General features: G+C 64.9%; 15 protein-coding genes. 10 read left to right on the top strand and 5 right to left on the bottom strand.

What is annotated here, in order from left to right:
• The 10 genes from N3C64_RS06575 to N3C64_RS06530 all read left to right on the top strand — a co-directional run.
• Positions 1 to 190 (top strand): 4Fe-4S dicluster domain-containing protein (locus N3C64_RS06575; RefSeq protein ID WP_260013066.1); only part of this gene is annotated, 190 nt, incomplete at its 5' end.
• A 113-nt stretch (positions 191 to 303) separates the two neighbouring features.
• Entirely contained in the window at positions 304 to 2,007 is a 1,704-nt protein-coding gene (locus N3C64_RS06570) for a PHA/PHB synthase family protein (protein ID WP_260013062.1), read from the top strand.
• 216 nt (positions 2,008 to 2,223) lie between these two features.
• Positions 2,224 to 3,864 (top strand): acyl-CoA synthetase, encoded by a 1,641-nt coding sequence (locus N3C64_RS06565; protein WP_260013060.1) that lies wholly within the window; start codon positions 2,224 to 2,226, stop codon positions 3,862 to 3,864.
• 158 nt (positions 3,865 to 4,022) lie between these two features.
• The gene (locus N3C64_RS06560; RefSeq protein WP_218628981.1) at positions 4,023 to 4,700 is read left to right on the top strand and encodes a DUF2270 domain-containing protein; all 678 of its coding nucleotides are present in this window, start codon (positions 4,023 to 4,025) and stop codon (positions 4,698 to 4,700) included.
• A 145-nt stretch (positions 4,701 to 4,845) separates the two neighbouring features.
• A complete protein-coding gene (locus N3C64_RS06555) occupies positions 4,846 to 5,670 on the top strand; it encodes a calcium-binding protein (RefSeq protein ID WP_260013055.1) in 825 nt (274 codons plus the stop codon).
• A gap of 121 nt (positions 5,671 to 5,791) precedes the next feature.
• Complete coding sequence (locus N3C64_RS06550; protein ID WP_260013051.1) at positions 5,792 to 7,531, top strand: type I secretion system permease/ATPase; 1,740 nt, start codon at positions 5,792 to 5,794, stop codon at positions 7,529 to 7,531.
• The gene (locus N3C64_RS06545; protein WP_260013048.1) at positions 7,531 to 8,820 is read left to right on the top strand and encodes an HlyD family type I secretion periplasmic adaptor subunit; all 1,290 of its coding nucleotides are present in this window, start codon (positions 7,531 to 7,533) and stop codon (positions 8,818 to 8,820) included. Before N3C64_RS06550 ends, N3C64_RS06545 begins: the two co-directional genes overlap by 1 nt.
• A gap of 15 nt (positions 8,821 to 8,835) precedes the next feature.
• The gene (locus N3C64_RS06540; protein WP_260013046.1) at positions 8,836 to 10,695 is read left to right on the top strand and encodes a heavy metal translocating P-type ATPase; all 1,860 of its coding nucleotides are present in this window, start codon (positions 8,836 to 8,838) and stop codon (positions 10,693 to 10,695) included.
• Positions 10,696 to 10,798: 103 nt separating this feature from the next.
• Positions 10,799 to 11,740, top strand: coding sequence for a hypothetical protein (locus tag N3C64_RS06535; RefSeq protein WP_260013039.1), 942 nt, complete (start codon positions 10,799 to 10,801; stop codon positions 11,738 to 11,740).
• 168 nt (positions 11,741 to 11,908) lie between these two features.
• Positions 11,909 to 12,610, top strand: a complete 702-nt coding sequence (locus tag N3C64_RS06530; RefSeq protein WP_218628976.1) for a Crp/Fnr family transcriptional regulator — start codon at positions 11,909 to 11,911, stop codon at positions 12,608 to 12,610.
• A gap of 4 nt (positions 12,611 to 12,614) precedes the next feature.
• Here N3C64_RS06530 and N3C64_RS06525 read toward each other — a convergent pair whose 3' ends face one another.
• Genes N3C64_RS06525 through N3C64_RS06505 form a run of 5 tightly spaced genes read right to left on the bottom strand, consistent with a single transcriptional unit; the run spans position 12,615 to position 17,597 of the window.
• The gene (locus tag N3C64_RS06525) at positions 12,615 to 12,887 is read right to left on the bottom strand and encodes a nitric oxide reductase F protein (protein ID WP_218628975.1); all 273 of its coding nucleotides are present in this window, start codon (positions 12,885 to 12,887) and stop codon (positions 12,615 to 12,617) included.
• Between the two features lie 3 nt (positions 12,888 to 12,890).
• Entirely contained in the window at positions 12,891 to 13,451 is a 561-nt protein-coding gene (locus tag N3C64_RS06520; RefSeq protein WP_260013033.1) for a cytochrome c oxidase subunit 3 family protein, read from the bottom strand.
• Positions 13,448 to 15,397, bottom strand: a complete 1,950-nt coding sequence (locus tag N3C64_RS06515; RefSeq protein WP_260013030.1) for a nitric oxide reductase activation protein NorD — start codon at positions 15,395 to 15,397, stop codon at positions 13,448 to 13,450. The genes N3C64_RS06520 and N3C64_RS06515 overlap by 4 nt, the downstream gene beginning before the upstream one ends.
• An 8-nt stretch (positions 15,398 to 15,405) precedes the next feature.
• Complete coding sequence (locus tag N3C64_RS06510; protein ID WP_218628972.1) at positions 15,406 to 16,212, bottom strand: CbbQ/NirQ/NorQ/GpvN family protein; 807 nt, start codon at positions 16,210 to 16,212, stop codon at positions 15,406 to 15,408.
• Between the two features lie 26 nt (positions 16,213 to 16,238).
• Positions 16,239 to 17,597 (bottom strand): cbb3-type cytochrome c oxidase subunit I, encoded by a 1,359-nt coding sequence (locus tag N3C64_RS06505; RefSeq protein WP_260013026.1) that lies wholly within the window; start codon positions 17,595 to 17,597, stop codon positions 16,239 to 16,241.

Genomic DNA, 17,597 nt, shown 5'->3' with positions numbered 1-17,597 from the left:
TGACGAGCCCGCGCAGCGCTACTGCCCGGCCGGGGTCTATGAGGTGCTCGAAGGTGAGGATGGCCCACGCTTCCAGATCAACTTCCAGAACTGCGTGCACTGCAAGACCTGCGACATCAAGGACCCCAGCCAGAACATAACCTGGACAACACCCCAGGGCGGCGACGGACCTAACTACCCGAATATGTAACGGTCGAATTCGAGGAGGAATTCTATATGTCCGAACGGCGCCAATCGCTCCCCCCCACCAGTTCGCTCGATGCAGAGAGCATCACACGACAGGGCGCCGAATTCCTCGAATTGATGACCCGCCTGCAGGCTGTTGCGAAGCGCTCGCAAGAGACCGCCTCCGCCAAGATCTCGGGGCAGGATTTCTCCATTGTCGACTATCGCAGCGTGGTCGAGGCCTATATGCGCGCGCTGCCCGCCTTTCTGGAACGCCCGCTCGAAACGCTTGAGCTTTCGCAGCGCTTCTGGGTCGATTGGGCGAAAGCCTGGCAGGATGCCTGGAGCGGCGAGGGTGGCAAGGTCGGCGACAAGCGCTTTCGCGATCGGCGCTGGAATGCGGATCCGGTGACGCGCGGCCTGCGCGACAGCCATTTGGCGCTGGAGCGCGCGACCGAAGAGTTTCTGTCGGTTCTGCCGCAGGGCACCAAGGACAGCCTGCGAGTAAAATTCTATACACGTCAGATGCTTAGCGCGCTGTCACCGAGCAATTTCCTGATGCTCAACCCCGCCGCGCGTGAGCGCCTTCTGGAGACAGAGGGGCGCAGCCTGCTCGACGGTTTCCGCAATCTGGTGGAGGATCTTGAGCGCGGCGAGGGCCGGCTGGACATCAATACCAACGACGCTTCGGCCTTCGAGGTCGGCAAGGATCTGGCGGTGACGCCCGGCAAGGTCGTTTATGAAAACGAGCTGATGCAGCTGATCCATTACGAACCGATGACCAAGACGCAGCACAAGCGCCCGCTGCTGTTCGTTCCGCCGTGGATCAACAAATACTACATCTTCGATATGCGCCCCGACAATTCGATGGTGCGCTACATGCTTGAGCAGGGGCACTCGGTCTTCCTGATTTCCTGGGTGAACCCGACGCGCGAGCACGCGGCGATGAGCTTTGAGGATTACATGAAGCTCGGTCCGCTTGCGGCGCTGGACGCGATGGAGAAGGCGACCGGCGAAGAGCGCTTCGACATCCTCGGGTTCTGCATCGGCGGTATCCTGGTGACCGCGACGCTGGCGCTGCTGGCGGCGCGCGGCGACAAGCGCATCGTCACGGCGACCACCTTTGCGACCATGGTGGACTTCACCAATGTCGGCGAGGTCGGCGTGTTCATCGACCGCGACCGCCTTGCAGCGCTACGCAGTCATATGGCCGAGCACGGATATCTCGAGAATCACCACCTGCAGGACATGTTCTCGATGATTCGCGAAAACGACCTGGTGTGGTCGTTCCACGTGATGAACTACCTGATGGGACAAAAACCTCCGGCGTTCGACCTGCTCTTCTGGAATGCGGACAGCACGCGCCTGCCCGCAGCCATGCTGCTGTGGTACCTGGAGAAGGTATATATCGAGAACGGCCTGCGTCAGCCGGGCTTCCTGACGCTCGACGGAACGCCCATCGACCTCGGCAAGATCGACGTGCCCTTCTTCGTGCTGGCCACGAAAGAGGATCACATCGCGCCCTGGACCTCGATCTACCCGACCACGCAGCTTCTGGGCGGTGATGTGACCTTCGTGCTGGGCGGATCGGGCCATATCGCGGGGGTGATCAATCCGCCCGCGGAGCGTCCGAAATACGGCTACTGGACCCGCAGTGACTATCCCGAGAAATCCGAGGAATGGCTGGAAGGCGCCAAGCAGCATTCCGGCTCGTGGTGGCCTGAATGGGCCAAGTGGATTGCCTCCCACAGTGACGATGCGCGCGTACCCGCCTACCGTCCCGGCAAGGGTGGCCTCAAGGTCATCGAAGATGCACCGGGCCGCTACGTCCGGGCCAAGTGAGAACGCCGAGGCGTCTCCGGCCTGATCACGAAGCGTGCTTCTCGGTCAGGCGAAAACATTCACCGCCGCACGAACGCTGAAGGCGGCGGTGAACTTTTTGGGCGTGTGCCCCGAGATGCCGGGGCACCGCCCGCTACCGCAGTAAGCCGGCCCGGCAACTCGGGCGCAGATTGTTGATGGGCAAGGACGCTTAGGCCCGCTTGGAGGAAGCTTTGCATGAAGCACAACATTTACGAAATCGGTCTTGATCAGAACGCCGCAAATTACGTGCCGCTGACCCCCGTCAGCTTCATGGCCCGCACGGCGGCGGTTTACCCCAACCGCACGGCGGTCGTGTATAACGATATCCGCCGCACTTGGGCCGAGACCTATGCGCGATGCCGTCGTCTTGCCAGCGCGTTGAGCGCGCGTGGTATTGGCAGGGGCGATACCGTCTCGATCATCGCCGCCAACATTCCCGAGATCTATGAAGCCCATTTCGCCGTGCCGATGGCGGGAGCGGTGCTGAACGCGATCAATACGCGTCTGGATGCCGAGGCGATCAGCTTTATCCTGAGCCATGCCGAGACCAAGGTCTTTCTGGTCGACCCCGAGTTCGCGGAGGTCGCCGAGCGCGCGCTGCATATCGCCGGGCGCAGCGATATCCTCGTGGTCGACATTCTCGACGCGAGCTATGAGGGCGGACGCCGCATCGGTCAGATCACCTATGATGAGATGGTCGCCGAGGGTTCCGAAAGCTTCGAGTGGGCGCCGCCGGCGAGCGAATGGGATGCGATCAGTCTGAACTATACCTCGGGGACGACGGGCAATCCCAAGGGGGTCGTCTATCACTACCGCGGGGCGCATCTGAACTCGCTCTCGAACATCGCGACATGGCAGATGGGCGACACGCCGGTTTATCTGTGGACCTTGCCGATGTTCCATTGCAACGGCTGGTGCTACCCTTGGACGATTGCCGCCGCGGCGGGCACGGTGATCTGCCTGCGCGCCGTGCGTGACGAGGCGATGCTGCGCCTGATGAAGGAAGAGGGCGTGACCCACTTCTGCGGCGCTTCGATCGTTCTGGCTCTTATCGTCCATGCCGATGCGGCGCTCAAGGAAGGCTTGCAGACCGGGATCAAGGTGCTGACCGGTGGCGCGCCGCCGCCTGCGATCATCATCGAGAAGATGGAGGCGATGGGCTTCGAGGTCACCCATGCCTATGGCCTGACCGAGACCTATGGCCCCGCCGTCACCTGCGCCTGGCACCCCGAATGGGATGCGCAGAGCCCGGCCGAGCGCGCCCGGCTCAAGGCCCGCCAGGGTGTGCGCAACCTTTCGGCCGAGGGCTTGATGGTCGCCGATCCGGAAACCCTGCAGCCTGTGCCCTCCGACGGTCAGACCATCGGCGAGATATTCCTGCGCGGCAACAGCGTGATGAAAGGTTACCTCAAGAACCCGAGCGCGACGGATGAGGCATTCTCGGGCGGCTGGTTCGCCAGCGGCGATCTCGGTGTGATGCATCCCGATGGCTATGTCGAACTCAAGGACCGCTCCAAGGACATCATCATTTCGGGCGGCGAGAACATCTCGTCGATCGAGGTCGAGGACGTGCTTTACAAGCACCCCGAGGTGATGGAGGCCGCCGTGGTTGCCCGCCCGCACGAACGCTGGGGTGAGACGCCCTGCGCCTTCGTCAAGCTGAGCGCCGGTGCCACGGTCAGCGAGGCCGAACTGATCGCCTTCTGCCGCCAGAACATGGCGCATTTCAAGGCGCCCAAGACGGTCATCTTCTGCGAGTTGCCCAAGACGTCGACCGGAAAGGTGCAGAAATTCGCCCTGCGCGAACGGGCGCGCGAACTTGAGATGCAAGGCTGATGCCAGCCAAGGGGCGCCCCGACCCAGGGCGCCCCAGATCGGCGCGGAGTCGTGCCGCCGTCAGGCGCCCGAATCCCGCGTGACCCCCTGAAAATCTTGCCAAAAATCTTGCCCGACCGGCGCTGCCGTGCGAACCTGACGCTAGGGGAGGACATCTGATGGACGCAGGGGAAAAGGCCGAGCGCAAGAAGCTCGATGCCGCAGAGCTTGGCGCGATTGCGCATCTCTACCGCGGCGAGGTGTATCGTTCGACGATCTGGCGAACACGGCTGGATACGACGACGAACTGGGCGGTGGTGACGCTCGGGATCGCGCTGTCGATTTCCTATTCCTCGCCCGCTGCCTCGCCCCTGCCGCTGATCCTGGTGGGGATCCTGATCATCTTCTTCCTGATGCAGGAGGCGCGGCGCTATCGCTATTTCAACGTCTGGCGTGCGCGCTGCCGCTGGCTTGAGACGCATTTCTACGCCCCCATGCTGCATGACGGCGATCTGCACATGGAAGAAGGCTGGCAAAAGACCCTGGCCGAGGATTACTGGGCCCCGCGCTATCATGTCTCTTTGTGGGTTGCGATTGGCCGCCGCATCCGGCGCAATTACTTCTGGATATTGCTGATTCAGACGGCGGCCTATCTGGGCAAGCTGCTCGTGCATCCCGAGCCTCTGACCCATGCCTCGCAACTGGCCGAGCGCGCGGCGATCGGGCCGATCAGCGGGAGCTACGTGCTGGCAATGGGCGGGCTTTACTGCGTTGCCTGGGGCGCCGCGACCGTGCTGAGCTGGCGCAGCGATTCTGCCCGCGCTGGCCGCCGCCGCGAACGCACCGGCATGGGGTGAAAGGCCGCGTTTCTTGACCTCGTCAGCCTCCTGGCCGGGGGAATGCAATCGCTGCGGGAAAACTCGGCAGCCATGAGTGATATACTTTAAGAAAGATTAAGGCATACTGGCGGGAGCGACCGGAGACGAACAGGGAGACCGCCTTATGGCTGCGAAAGCGCATACCCGCTCGGCGAAATCGACGATGGGGTCGAATTCGGATGATGTGATCCACGGGACCGAACTGGACGACGTGCTCAAGGGGCGACCGGGCGACGACCAGCTTTTCGGCGCGGGTGGGGACGATGTTCTGAAGGGCGGCCCCGGCAATGACACACTCGATGGCGGCTCGGGCGACGATCTGCTGATCGGCGGTCCGGGAGAAGACACATTTGTGTTTAACTTTGGGGTCGAGAGCGGCGAGGGCTTTACGCTCGTGGGCACTTTCGATGCGCCGGATTCCGGTCTTACTCTGAACGGCTTCGCGCAACTGTATCTTGGGGGGTGGGACGAAGAGGCGGGTGAAGCAACCGGTTTCCTGGCGCCTTTGGTTGAACAGTATAGGGATGGTCTCGCATACACCTGGTCCTCTAGCGACAGCAAGGATCCGCTACTCGACAACCCGGACGATGTTTCGCAATACACACTCGCCGATGGCCGCACGATCTACTACGAGGACCAGATCTATATTCCGTCCGTGGATGGTGGGACCGCGATTACCACCTCGGACGGACACGACACCATCGCGGATTTCCAGAGTGGTGTGAACACGCAAGACACCATCGTTCTGAACGGCCTGTCTGAGCTGACCGACGAACAGCTCGACGATCTCTTCGATCTCGCAACGGTCGATACCGATGGCGACGGGGTCGAGGATGCATCGGTTCTCAGCTGGGGTGACGGGATGGGCTCGATCACCATTGGCGGCACGACCGAGTGGGGCACGGATGTGATGGCCTTCTTCAGCGACGATCAGGTTTTTCTGGCCTGACGCACGCCTATTGCGATTCAGCCTCGGTTCAGGACTTTGGCGGATCATCGCGCGGGTTGGACCTTGGAGCCGGTTTCGCTTTGTGATCCAGTGACCGGACCGGGCCGCCGAGGGAGAAGGCATGATGGCAGTTGCGAGGACACAGGCACCGTCCGAATTACGTCGGACGCTGTGGTCCTCGGCGCGCAGCCTGCTGGCGGTGGCGCTGTTCAGCGCGGTCATCAACCTGCTGATGCTGACCGGGCCGATCTTCATGTTGCAGATCTACGACCGGGTCATCGGTGGGCGCACCAGCAGCACGCTGGTCGTTCTGTTCATCATCGTGGCCTATCTGTTCCTGATCATGGGTGTGCTTGACTTCGTGCGGGGAAGGGTGCTGGCGCTGATCGGGGCGCGGTTGCACGATGGCCTCAGCCCGCGGGCGTTGTCGGCGTCGCTTGCATTGGCGGAGCGTGGCGGCGAGCGGCGCGGCGATGTGCGGCCGTTGCGCGATCTGGCGCAGGTGCAGGCGGTCTTTGCCTCGCCTGCTCTGGCGGCGCTGTTCGATCTGCCCTGGACACCGATTTTCCTGATCGTGCTGTTTCTGTTCCATCCGCTCCTGGGTTGGTTTGCGCTTGCTGGCACCGCGCTGGTTCTGCTGCTTGCGCTCTTCAATCAGCGTGTCACGGCGCGCCAGCAGGCGGTCGCGATGCGCAGCAATCTTGAGGCCGACGCCCGCGCGCAGATGATGGAGGACGAGATCGAGACGATCCGTGCCCTCGGGATGCGCGGCGCGCTGTCGGCGCTTTGGCAGGGCGCGAGGCAAGGCGGGCTGGAGGCTTCGTTGCGCGGCGCGCATCGGGGCGGCGCGATTACGGCGGCGACGCGGGCGACCCGGCTGCTGCTGCAATCTGCGGTGCTTGCGCTTGGCGCATGGCTTGTGTTGCAAGATGAATTGACGGCAGGCGCGATGGTCGCGGCCTCGATCTTACTGGGGCGCACGCTGGCGCCGGTCGAGCAGACCGTTGGGCAGTGGCCGGTGATGCAGCGCGGTCTGATCTCGGCGCGCGCGCTTGACCGAGCCCTGGCCTCGGCGCCCGAGGCGCCCGCGCCAATGCCGCTGCCTGAACCCGCCGCGCTGATCTCGGCCCATGGTGCGACCTATCTGCCGCCGGGACAGTCGCGGCCCTTGCTGCGCAACGTGAGTTTCAGCGCGCAGGGCGGCGATGTTGTGGCGGTGATCGGCCCTTCGGCCTCGGGCAAGACGACGCTGGCGCGGATGCTGGTCGGCCTCTGGGCGCCGAGCCATGGCGAGATCCGTCTGGGTGGTGCGACGCTTGAGCAATACGAACCCGACCGTCTGGGCCTGATGCTGGGCTACCTGCCGCAGCGCGTCACGCTGTTTGCGGGCACCGTGGCGCAGAACATCGCGCGCTTCCAGCCCGATGCCACGCCCGAGGATATCGTGGCGGCGGCACAGGCGGCCTCGGCCCATGATCTGATCCTCGGCCTGCCCAATGGCTATGACACGCGCATCGGCGATCGCGGGAATGAGCTGTCGGGCGGGCAACGCCAGCGCATCGGGCTTGCGCGCGCCTTCTATGGCGATCCGGTGGTTCTGGTGCTCGATGAGCCGAATTCGAGCCTTGATGAGCCCGGCTTGCAGGCGCTGAACGCGGCAATTGCCACGGCGCGCGATGCGCAGAAGATCGTCTTCGTGATGTCGCACCGCCCCTCGGCGCTGGCGGTGTCGAACAAGGTGATGATGGTCGAGGGTGGCGTGATGCGCGCCTTTGGCCCGCGTGACGAGGTGCTGAGCCGCTTCGTCAAGAACAGCCCCAGCCTGATCAGTGCGGCCAGCCGCAAGCAGGGGGATGGCTGATGGTTTGGTCCACGACGAGTCTCATCACCATCGGTCTGTTGACCATCCTGCTGGGCATTGGCGGCTTCGCGGCCTGGTCCGTCGCGACCGAGATCAATGGTGCGGTCGTTGCCATGGGGCAGGTCGAAGTCGAGGCCCGGCGCCAGACCGTGCAGCATCCCGATGGCGGCCTTGTCGCCGCAATCGAGATCCGCGATGGCGATCTGGTTGAGGCGGGTGCGGCCCTGATCCGTCTCGACGGGACCGAGCTTGAGGCGCGGCAGTTGCTGTTGCGTCGCGGCCTCTTCGAGACGCTCGCCCGGATCGACCGGCTGAGCGCCGAGGTGCTGGATTCCGAGGCCCCCGACTATCGCGCCGAGTTGCGCGATGCCGCTGCGGCCGATGCCGAGGTGGCGCGGGTTCTGGCCTCGGAAACCGCGCTGTTTGCCTCGCGCCGCGACACCATGGCCCAGACACTCGCGCAGCTAGACGAGCGCAAGTTGCAGGCGCGGGCGCAGATCGAGGGCTTCGGCCGTGAGATCACGGCGGGTGAGACCCAGTTAAGCCTGATCGAGAAGGAACTTACCGATCAGCAATCGCTCTATGAGCGCGGGCTGACGCAGTTCCGCCAGGTCTCGGTTTTGCAACGTGAGGCCGCGAGCCTTGAGGGCCAGATCGGGCGGCTTCAGGCCTCGGTCGCCGAAATCAACAGTGCTCGCGCGGGGTATGAGATCGAGGCCCTGCGGCTATCGGCGGCGCGGCGCGAAGAGGCGCAAAACGAGTTGCGCATGCTGGAGCCGCGCGAGATCGAACTGCGCGAGAACCTGCGGGTGGTCGAGACTGCGCTAGGCCGGCTGATCCTGCGCGCACCGATGACCGGGCGCGTGTTGGACCTGAAGGTCCACACTATCGGCGGGGTCATCGCGCCGGGCAGCGACATCGCAACGATCGTGCCCGCCGATACGCCGCTGATCTTCGTTTTGCGCATCGACCCGCGGCAAGTCGACCGGCTGCAACCGGGGCAGGGCGCGCTGGTGCGTTTTCCTAATTTTGACAGCCGCACAACGCCCAGTTTTTCGGGCGTGCTGCGCAGCGTATCCGCCGATACGGTGCTGGATGCGCAAAGCGGCGTGGCCTTCTACACGGCCGAGTTGACCATCGCCGAGGAAAGCCGGGCGGCGCTGGATGGTTTCGGGCTGCAACCTGGCATGCCGCTGGAGGCTTTCATCCAGACCTCGGCGCGCACGCCTGCCTCGTTCCTGCTCAAGCCGATTGCCGATTACATGTCTTACGCCTTGCGCGAAGAATGAGCGCGGAGTGAGCCGATGGAACTGCTCTCGGGGGATCGCGGCAAGAAGGCGCTGATCGCGGTTGCGTTGGCGGGGCTTTGCCTGGGGCTTTTGCTGCACTTCAGCGGGCAGGAGGCGCCTGCGCGATGGGTTTGGGCAGCGGGTGTCGCACCGGTTCTGGTGGCGCTGGTGTTCGAGATTGCAGACGGGCTGCGGCGGGGTGAGTTCGGCCTTGATATCGTCGCGGCGCTGTCGATGTCTTCCGCGCTGATCTTTGGCGAGACACTCGCCGCCGCCGTCGTGGGCGTGATGTATGCGGGCGGCACCTTTCTGGAAAGCTATGCCGAGGGGCGCGCCCGTCGCGAGATGCACGATCTGCTTTCGCGCGTGCCGCGCAGTGCCACCCGGCTGCGCGACGGCAGGCTAGAGGCTGTGCCGCTCGATGCCGTCGAGCCCGGCGACCGGCTGCTGATCCGGCAGGGAGAGGTTGCGCCGGTCGATGGCACGCTCTTGTCGGATATGGCGATGCTCGACACCTCGGCGCTGACCGGGGAATCGCTGCCCGTGCGCGCCGCCGCCGGCGCCGAGGTCATGAGCGGTTCGACCAATGCCGGCGAGGCGTTCGAGCTGCGCGCGACGCGGATCGCCGCGCAAAGCACCTATGCCGGGATCGTGCGCCTTGTCGAAGAGGCGCAGCGTTCCAAGGCGCCCATGGCGCGGCTGGCCGATCGCTGGTCGCTTGGCTTTCTGGTGGTGACGCTGGTGCTGGCAGGTCTGGCGTGGTGGCTGACGGGCGATCCGATCCGGGCCGTCGCGGTTCTGGTCGTGGCCACCCCTTGCCCGCTGATCCTGGCGGTGCCAGTCGCCCTGGTCGCGGGGCTGTCGCGGGCGGCGCATTACGGCGTGCTGATCAAGGGTGCCAAGCCGCTTGAGATGTTGGCGCAGATCCGCACGCTGATCCTCGACAAGACCGGCACCCTGACGGAGGGGCGTCCGCGCATCCTTGCCGTTCAAAGCCGTGGTGCGCTGGCGGAGGATGAGATCCTGCGCCTTGCGGCCTCGCTCGATCAGGCCTCGCAGCATCCGGTCGCGCAGGCGCTGGTGCAGGCCGCGCGCGAGCGTGGGCTGGTGCTGTCTCTGCCGACCGAGGTCGCCGAGATTCCCGGAGAGGGCGTTCTGGGTCATATCGATGGGAAAAGCGTGCTGGTCGGCGGCGATCGCTTCGTGACCGAGCGGGTGGGCGATGGCGCCCTGCCGGACGAAGCGCTGATGGCGGGCGCGGTGTTGGTGGCGCTTTCGGTCGATGGGCATCTGGCGGGGCACCTGATCATGGCGGACCCGCTGCGCGAGGGCGCGCGCGAGATGCTCGACGCGCTGCGCCAGCTTGGCGTGTCGCGCATCCTTCTGGCCACGGGCGACCGTGCCGATGTGGCCGAGCGCGTCACCGATGGCCTCGGGCTTGATGGTCTGCGCGCCGGGCTGACGCCTGATCAGAAGGTGCTTCTGGTGCTGAGCGAGCGCAAGGATGGCGCGGTGGCCATGGTGGGCGACGGGGTCAACGATGCGCCCGCGCTGGCCGCCGCCGATGTCGGCATTGCGATGGGCGCGCGCGGGGCGGCGGCCTCGGCCGAGGCGGCGGATGTGGTGCTGCTGGTCGATAGCATCGACCGGCTGCGGCCGGGGCTGGAGATCGCGCGCGGTGCACGTGGCATCGCGATCCAGAGCGTCTTCATGGGAATCGGGCTGTCGGTTCTGGGGATGATCGCGGCGGCGCTTGGCTATCTGACGCCCGTCGAAGGCGCTCTGCTTCAGGAAGTGATCGACGTGCTGGCGATCCTCAATGCGCTGCGGGCCTTGCGGATTCGCCCCGCGCCCGTTGCCGGAATGGCCGCCTGAACGCATTGCGCGCGTCGGCGAAAAACGGCGCTGTCACCAAGGGTTGCATTGACGCCGCTGCCGCGATCTGCGATGCCGCGTGCCTCTTGAAGGGGAGGGCCAGATGCCGGACAAACCGCTCGAACGCGCAGAACTTGAGCTGCTGAACGTGATCGCCCAGCTTGGGGACGCGCGCGGGTCTGTCGATCGCGATTCGCTTTCGGTCGAGGCGCGTGGCAAGGGGCTCGAGGTGGGTCGCCCGCTGGTGCGCCTGAAAGAGATGGGCCTTGTTGAGGAGCACGAGCATCGCCCGTTCTTCCTCAGCCGGTTGTTCGGCGCCAAGGTGGTGATGCAGTTGCGCCTGAGTGCGGCGGCTCAGGCCCTGCTTGCCCCCGCTCCGCAGGAAGAACCTGTGCCCGCACCCCACGCCGCGGAGCCCGTCGATCTGCCCGCTGAAGCGCCGCCCGAGCCCGCCGCTACCCCCGATCCGGCACCCGTCGAAGAGGTGCCACCGGTCGAGGAGCGGCCCGTTGCGCCCGTGCGTGCCGCACCCAAGGCGCCGAAGGTTTCGGTCTCGGTCTTTACCGAGGATCTCGGCGGCGCGCCCTCGGATGACGCGACGCCTCTTGGCACCGAGGTCGATCCCGAAGTGCTGGCCGGGATGCGCGAACTGCTCGAAGGGTTCGGGATGGAGATGACCATGGCGGGCGAGGCGCTGGCCGCCGACCGGATGGCGCGCGGCGCCTCGGTGGGCGAGGCGCTGACGCAGGTCGTCATGTTCGCCTTCGCCCATGCGGTGCGCTACGATGTGCAGTCCGAAGGCGAGGTGCAGGCGCTTGGCCTCAACGATTACGCCATCGAAGTAATGCGTGAGATCGAGAAGCTCCGCGATGCAGGCGTGATCGGCGAGGAGCGTTTCGAGGAGGATATGCATCACCTCTGGGCCTTGGTGCAGGGCGGCGAGGAACGCCTGACCCGCGCCGAAGAGATGCTGCTTGACCCTGTCGGAGGGGCCGCCCCGCCCGCGCTGTTGCCCGAAGATCTGCGCCGCGCCGAAGAAGGCTGAGACATCCGGCGAACTCGGCGCACTGTCGCCTTGCTGACCATTTGGTGAAAATTCCGTCCGACGCCTCTTGCCCCCGCCGCGTCGGCGCTATCCTTTACGTCGGGATGAAAGCCCTGACTATTCCATCTGCCGCTTGGATTCGGCATAAGTCGCAAGAAAGGAATCGCGATGCCGCAATCACTTCAAGCAGTCGCTCGCCAGTCGCTCTTGCTGGCGAACGTCCCCGCCCACGCGTTGGACCGTATTCTGGCGCAGGCCCGGATGCGCGAGCTTGAGCGCGGCGCGACGATCTTCCTGCAGGGCGAAACCGCGACCGGCGTCTATATCGTCGCTGAGGGTTGGGTGAAGCTCTATCGCATCGCGCCGAACGGGGCCGAGGCGGTCGTGGGTGTCTTTACCCGTGGCGACAGCTTCGGCGAGGCGGTCGCGTTCAAGAACGATCCCTATCCGGTCTCGGCGGAATGCGCGACGGATTGCCGCCTGATCCGTATCGACACCGAAGTGTTCTTGCGGCTGATCCAGAACGAGCCCGAGCTTGCCGTGGCGCTGCTTTCTGCGACCTTCGCACATCTGCATCGCCTTGTTGGTCAGATCGAGCAGCTCAAGGCGCAGACCGGGGCGCAGCGGGTTGCGGAATTCCTGCTTGATCTCGCGCCTTGCGGCGAGGGTAAGTGCGAGGTGACGCTGCCCTATGACAAGGTGCTGATTGCCGGGCGTCTGGGCATGAAGCCCGAAAGCCTGAGCCGCGCCTTTGCCAAGCTGCGCGATCAGGGCGTGCGCATCCGTCAGAACGTCGCGGTGATCGACGATATCTCGTTGCTGCGCGACTATTCCGAGGAAGACCCCGCGACCGCTTGGTCGAAGCCCTGATCGCTCAGGCGATCAGGTAAAGCCCCAGCAGGCCCGCGCAATAGATCGCCAGCACGATCGAAAAGCCGCGATGCCAGAAGGGCGCCTGTGCAAGCCCCAGATAGCGAGACAGGATGACCCGGGCCTTGGCCCAGGCCAGCACAAGGATCGTAGCTCCAGCAAGGGTGATGCCCACGCCCTCGATCCGCGCGACCGAAGTGGCGATGACGGTGGAGCCGAGCGAAAGCCCCACAAGCCAGACCCAGGCACGCATCAGCGGATCAGACAGCAGCTTCATCGCTTACCTCAACAGATAGATCACCGGGAAAAGCAGCACCCAGACCAGATCGACCATGTGCCAGAAGGCGGCGCCGACCTCGACCGTGCGCGGAGTGCAGCGGATGCCGACGAGGCCCAGGATGACGATCCCGGCGACGACATGCGCGGCATGAAAACCGGTCATCAGGTAATAGAAGGTAAAGAAGGTACTGGTCTCGATCCCAATGCCCTGCTGCGCCTTCTCGATAAACTCGAAGGTCTTGATCACCAGGAACACAACCCCGAGCAGCGAGGCCGCGGAAAGCCACATCCGGGTGCGGGCGATCCGGCCATGCTCGGCCGCGCGCACCGCCAGAGCGGCAAGAAAACCCGAGGTGACCAGGACCAGCGTGTTGATCCCCGCAGCCGCGCGATGCAGATGATCCTGCGCGCTCGCGAAGGCCGCCGGGTCGGTGATCCGAACGCTCAGGAAGGCCGCGAGCCCCGCCCCGAAGACAAGCAGTTCCGACACGATCAGCACCCACATCATCAGATCGCCGGGAAGCTGTTCGAGCGGATGGGCCTCGGGTGTCGTGTCGGTCATGCTCCCACCAGTTGCCGGTAGATCTCGGGGAGGGCGGCGGTCAGGTGATCGGGATGCGGGATCACGGCGAAGCCGCCGCGCCCGAAGATCCGCGGGAACCAGGACTTGCCCTCGCGGTCGATGGTGATGCCAAAGACCGAATGGCCCGCGCGGCGCGCCTCGACCACCGCCATGCGGCTGTCCTCGATGCCGTGGCGGCCCTCGTAATGGTCGAGGTCGTTGGGCTTGCCGTCGGTGATTACCAGCAGCAGGCGCCGTTTGCGCGCCTGACGCGAAAGATCGGCCGAGCTGTGGCGGATCGCGGCGCCAAGCCGGGTGTAGAAGCCCGGGCGGAGCGAGGCGATACGCTCCTCGATCGCAGGGCCCATCGGTTCGCCGAATTCCTTGCAGTTCAGCATGTAGACCCGGTTGCGCTTGAGCGACGAGAACGCATGGATCGCGAAATCATCGCCGCAGGCATCAAGACCCCAGGCCAATGCGGCCAGCGCCTCGCGTTCGATGTCGATTACGGCGCGGCCCGACACGGCGCTTTCCGTAGAGCGCGACACATCGAGCAGGATCGACACCGCAAGATCGCGCTTGAGCGGGCGGGTCTGGCGCCAGATCCGCTCCGATGCTTCGCCGGTCGCCAGCAGGTCGGCACGCGCGCGAACGGCGGCCTCCATGTCCAGCTCATCGCCATCCAGATGCCCGGAGGTCGAGATGCGGCCGGGCCGCAGCGCTTCGAACTGGCGTTTGACCGCGCGGATGCGGCGGTTGGCGCGCGGGTCCGCACTGGGCGACGGCGCATCTGGCCGCACCTCGGCAGGGCTGGCAAAGACGCTGCAATGATCGGGCAGGTAGGCGCCCGTGCGCACATCCCATTCGGGGTAGAGGAACTTGCCCGCCAGGCGCTCGCGGTCCACATCTTCGGGCGCAAGGTCGAGGTGCAGCTTGAGCCGCGTCGCGGGCGCCTTGGAGATTTGCCCCAGCCCGATCTCTTCCTGATCGTCGGCGGCCTTCTTGGCGCTGTCGGGATCGTCGTCATCGACCCGGCGGTTGAGGTTGATGAATTCGGCCCAGCTCAGGATCGCTTCGAACTTGTGCAGGATGAAGCTGTCGTTGCGCTCAACCTGGTCGGCCTTGCGACGACGGGCGCGATGGGTCTTTTCTCCGGGGTTCTCGTCGATCAGGTTCTCTGACTCGGCATCGCGGGTCTCTACGGCGTTCTCGGCCGAGGTTTCGACGCGACGCAGATCGGGCCAGAGCGAGACCGGGCGCGCGGGCTGATAGCCGCGCGGCGTGCTCAGGGTGTTCAGCCGCCCCTCTTTCATCGCGGCCTCGTAGCCGCGCGCCATATCGGACAGCGGGGTCGAATCGCCAAGCGTCGCGCGGATCAGCGCCTCGACGGCCGCCTCGGCGGCGGGCAGCGAGGGGCGCGGGCGCAGCGCAAGCGTAGCGGCGCAAAGGTCGGAGTAGAGGCTGCGGAAGCCCGGCGCCTCGGTCAATGTGTCGGCCACCATGCGGCGCGCCAGCGCAATCCGCGCAAGATCGGCCTGCAAGAGATCCTCGGGCAGGGTGATGCCGCCCGGAGCGCGCGCCGAAATCGCGGCCAGCCAGACATATGTGGCGGCATTGGCCTCACGCGCGGGGAAAAGGGACAAGGAGACGGGAAGGCGCAGGGCCTCCCCATCAAGGCTTGCGCGCGGGAGGGCCTCGGCCTCGGTTCCCAGGCGGCGCAGGAAGGACAGCCGGTGGTGGCTGACCTCCTCGGACACCGGCCGGATTTCGCAGGCCGCAGCACCCCCCAGGGCGCGGAAAAGGACTGCCAGCCGTCCGCCGACCTCGGAGAGGTCGACACGGGCTCCGTCATACGCCTCGGGGGCGTCAAAACGGCTGGCAAGGGCGTGCCATAGTTTCCCGACGCTTTCTTCGGGTTCCCATGGCTCGAAGTCGATCCCGGTCACGGCTTGCCTCACCCGAAAATGGCCGTAACGAGATCGCGGAGCCCGCGTTTCACATCCTCATCATCCGAAAGGGGTTCGATCATCGCGGTGTCGATGGCCCGCTCGATCGGCATACCGCGCGCGATCAGCGTTGCGGCATAGACGACAAGGCGGGTCGAAACTCCCTCTTCCAGATCCTGCCCCTTGAGCGCGCGCAGCTTGCCCGCGAGCCGCACGAGCGGCTTGACGCGTTCCTCGGGCAGGCCGGATTCGCGGGCCACCACGGGGATTTCGTGCTCCGCGGCGGGGAAGTCGAACTCCATCGCGACGAAACGCTGACGGGTCGAGGGTTTCAGGGTCTTGAGGATATTCTGATAGCCGGGGTTATAGGAGGCAACCAGCATGAAGCCGGGCGCGGCCTCCAGTTCCTCGCCGGTGCGGTCGATCGGCAGGATCCGGCGGTCGTCGGTGAGCGGGTGCAGCACGACGGTGACGTCCTTGCGCGCCTCGACCACCTCATCGAGATAGCAGATCGCGCCTTCGCGGACGGCGCGGGTCAGGGGGCCATCGACCCAGACGGTCTCGCCACCCTTGAGCAGGTAGCGACCGATCAGGTCGGCGGCGGAAAGATCATCGTGGCAGGCAACCGTGTAGAGCGGCCGGCCAAGCTTGGCCGCCATATGCGCGACGAAGCGGGTCTTGCCGCAGCCCGTGGGGCCCTTGAGCAAGACGGGAAGATCGCAGGCGGCGGCAGCGGCAAAGACGTCGCATTCGTCGCTCTGGGGGAGGTAGAAGGGGGCTGCCGCCCCCTCCTTCGTGATGTTGTGCGCGTTCATATCCTGATGTCCTGTCTTGGGTTGCATCACTCGGCCGGAGCGGCTGAGGTGATCACCTCACGCCGAGGCTTCGCCAGAGCGTAGATGAACAGCAGAGCGCCGACCACGACCGCCACGCCCGAGCCGAAGCGCATGACGTAGAAGACCCAGAGTTGCTCCTGCACGTCCATGAAGCCATCGCCCAGAACCCGCTGCATGTGCGTCTGCACCGTGCCAGCGAAGGTCAGCGTGAAGGTCATGAAGGTCATGCCGCCCGACATCAGCCAGAACGAGGCCATGTTGAGCACCTGGTTGTAGGGATCGCGGCCACGCAGGATCGGGATAGCGTAGCTCATGATCGCCAGGTTCAGCGAGACATAGGCGCCGAAGAAGGCAAGGTGGCCGTGCGCCGCGGTGATCTGCGTGCCGTGCGAGTAGTAGTTCACCCCGTGCAGCGTGTGCAGGAAGCCCCAGACACCGGCACCGAAGAAGGCGAGCGTGGCACAACCAAGCGACCACAGCAGGGCGGCCTTGTTGGGGTGGTCACGACGGCCTTTCCAGACCATGACGAAGGCAAAGGCCATCATCGCGAAGAACGGAATGATCTCAAGCGAGCTGAAGATCGAGCCGATCCACTGCCAGTAGCCCGGTGCGCCGATCCAGTAGTAGTGGTGACCGGTGCCAAGGATGCCCGAGAAGAGCGCGGCAGCAACGATGACATAGAGCCATTTTTCCACGATCTCGCGGTCCACGCCCGTCAGCTTGAGCATCAGGTAGGCGAGAATCGCGGCCATGATCAGTTCCCACACGCCCTCAACCCACAGGTGGACGACGTACCACCAGTATTGTTTGTCGAGCGCGAGGTTCGACGGGTTGTAGAAGGCGAAGAGGAACAGCAGCGCCAGGCCCCAGAGGCCAAGCAGCAGGATGTTGGTGATGGCGGTCTTGCGACCCTTCAGCACCGTCATCGAGACGTTGTAGAGGAAGATCAGCGCGGCAACGACGATACCGGCCTTCACCCACATCGGCTGCTCAAGGAACTCGCGCCCCTCTTTGCCAAGCAGGATGTTCCCCTCAAACAGGTTGAAGGTGTAGGTGATGACTGCGCCAAGCGTGCCGACAACCAGAATGATCAGCTGAAGGTAGGCCAGCTTGACCGAGTGGATCTCACGCTCGGATTCTTCCGGAATGAGGAAGTAGGCAGCGCCGAAGAAGCCGGTGATCAGCCACACGACAAGCGCGTTGGTGTGCAGCATCCGCCCGATGTTGAAGGGCAGAACCTCGGACAGGAAGTTCGGCGAGACGTAGATCCAGCCGATGACGAGCCCCATTGTGACCTGGATCAGAAAGAGGCCCAGTGCCACGCCCATATAGGCCAAGGCGATTTTTTGCGATTCGTATTTCAT

Source organism: Sedimentimonas flavescens, assembly GCF_025154035.1.
In the GTDB taxonomy this organism is placed as follows: domain Bacteria; phylum Pseudomonadota; class Alphaproteobacteria; order Rhodobacterales; family Rhodobacteraceae; genus Rhodobacter; species Rhodobacter flavescens.
This window is presented reverse-complemented; position numbering and strand designations above follow the sequence as displayed.

Excerpts from the sequence above, each read along its gene's own strand:
- N3C64_RS06570 (WP_260013062.1), top strand. The coding sequence starts at position 304 with ATGACCCGCCTGCAGGCTGTTGCGAAGCGCTCGCAAGAGACCGCCTCC.
- N3C64_RS06565 (WP_260013060.1), top strand. The coding sequence starts at position 2,224 with ATGAAGCACAACATTTACGAAATCGGTCTTGATCAGAACGCCGCAAAT.
- N3C64_RS06560 (WP_218628981.1), top strand. The coding sequence starts at position 4,023 with ATGGACGCAGGGGAAAAGGCCGAGCGCAAGAAGCTCGATGCCGCAGAG.
- N3C64_RS06555 (WP_260013055.1), top strand. The coding sequence starts at position 4,846 with ATGGCTGCGAAAGCGCATACCCGCTCGGCGAAATCGACGATGGGGTCG.
- N3C64_RS06550 (WP_260013051.1), top strand. The coding sequence starts at position 5,792 with ATGATGGCAGTTGCGAGGACACAGGCACCGTCCGAATTACGTCGGACG.
- N3C64_RS06545 (WP_260013048.1), top strand. The coding sequence starts at position 7,531 with ATGGTTTGGTCCACGACGAGTCTCATCACCATCGGTCTGTTGACCATC.
- N3C64_RS06540 (WP_260013046.1), top strand. The coding sequence starts at position 8,836 with ATGGAACTGCTCTCGGGGGATCGCGGCAAGAAGGCGCTGATCGCGGTT.
- N3C64_RS06535 (WP_260013039.1), top strand. The coding sequence starts at position 10,799 with ATGCCGGACAAACCGCTCGAACGCGCAGAACTTGAGCTGCTGAACGTG.
- N3C64_RS06530 (WP_218628976.1), top strand. The coding sequence starts at position 11,909 with ATGCCGCAATCACTTCAAGCAGTCGCTCGCCAGTCGCTCTTGCTGGCG.
- N3C64_RS06525 (WP_218628975.1), bottom strand. The coding sequence starts at position 12,887 with ATGAAGCTGCTGTCTGATCCGCTGATGCGTGCCTGGGTCTGGCTTGTG.
- N3C64_RS06520 (WP_260013033.1), bottom strand. The coding sequence starts at position 13,451 with ATGACCGACACGACACCCGAGGCCCATCCGCTCGAACAGCTTCCCGGC.
- N3C64_RS06510 (WP_218628972.1), bottom strand. The coding sequence starts at position 16,212 with ATGAACGCGCACAACATCACGAAGGAGGGGGCGGCAGCCCCCTTCTAC.
- N3C64_RS06505 (WP_260013026.1), bottom strand. The coding sequence starts at position 17,597 with ATGAAATACGAATCGCAAAAAATCGCCTTGGCCTATATGGGCGTGGCA.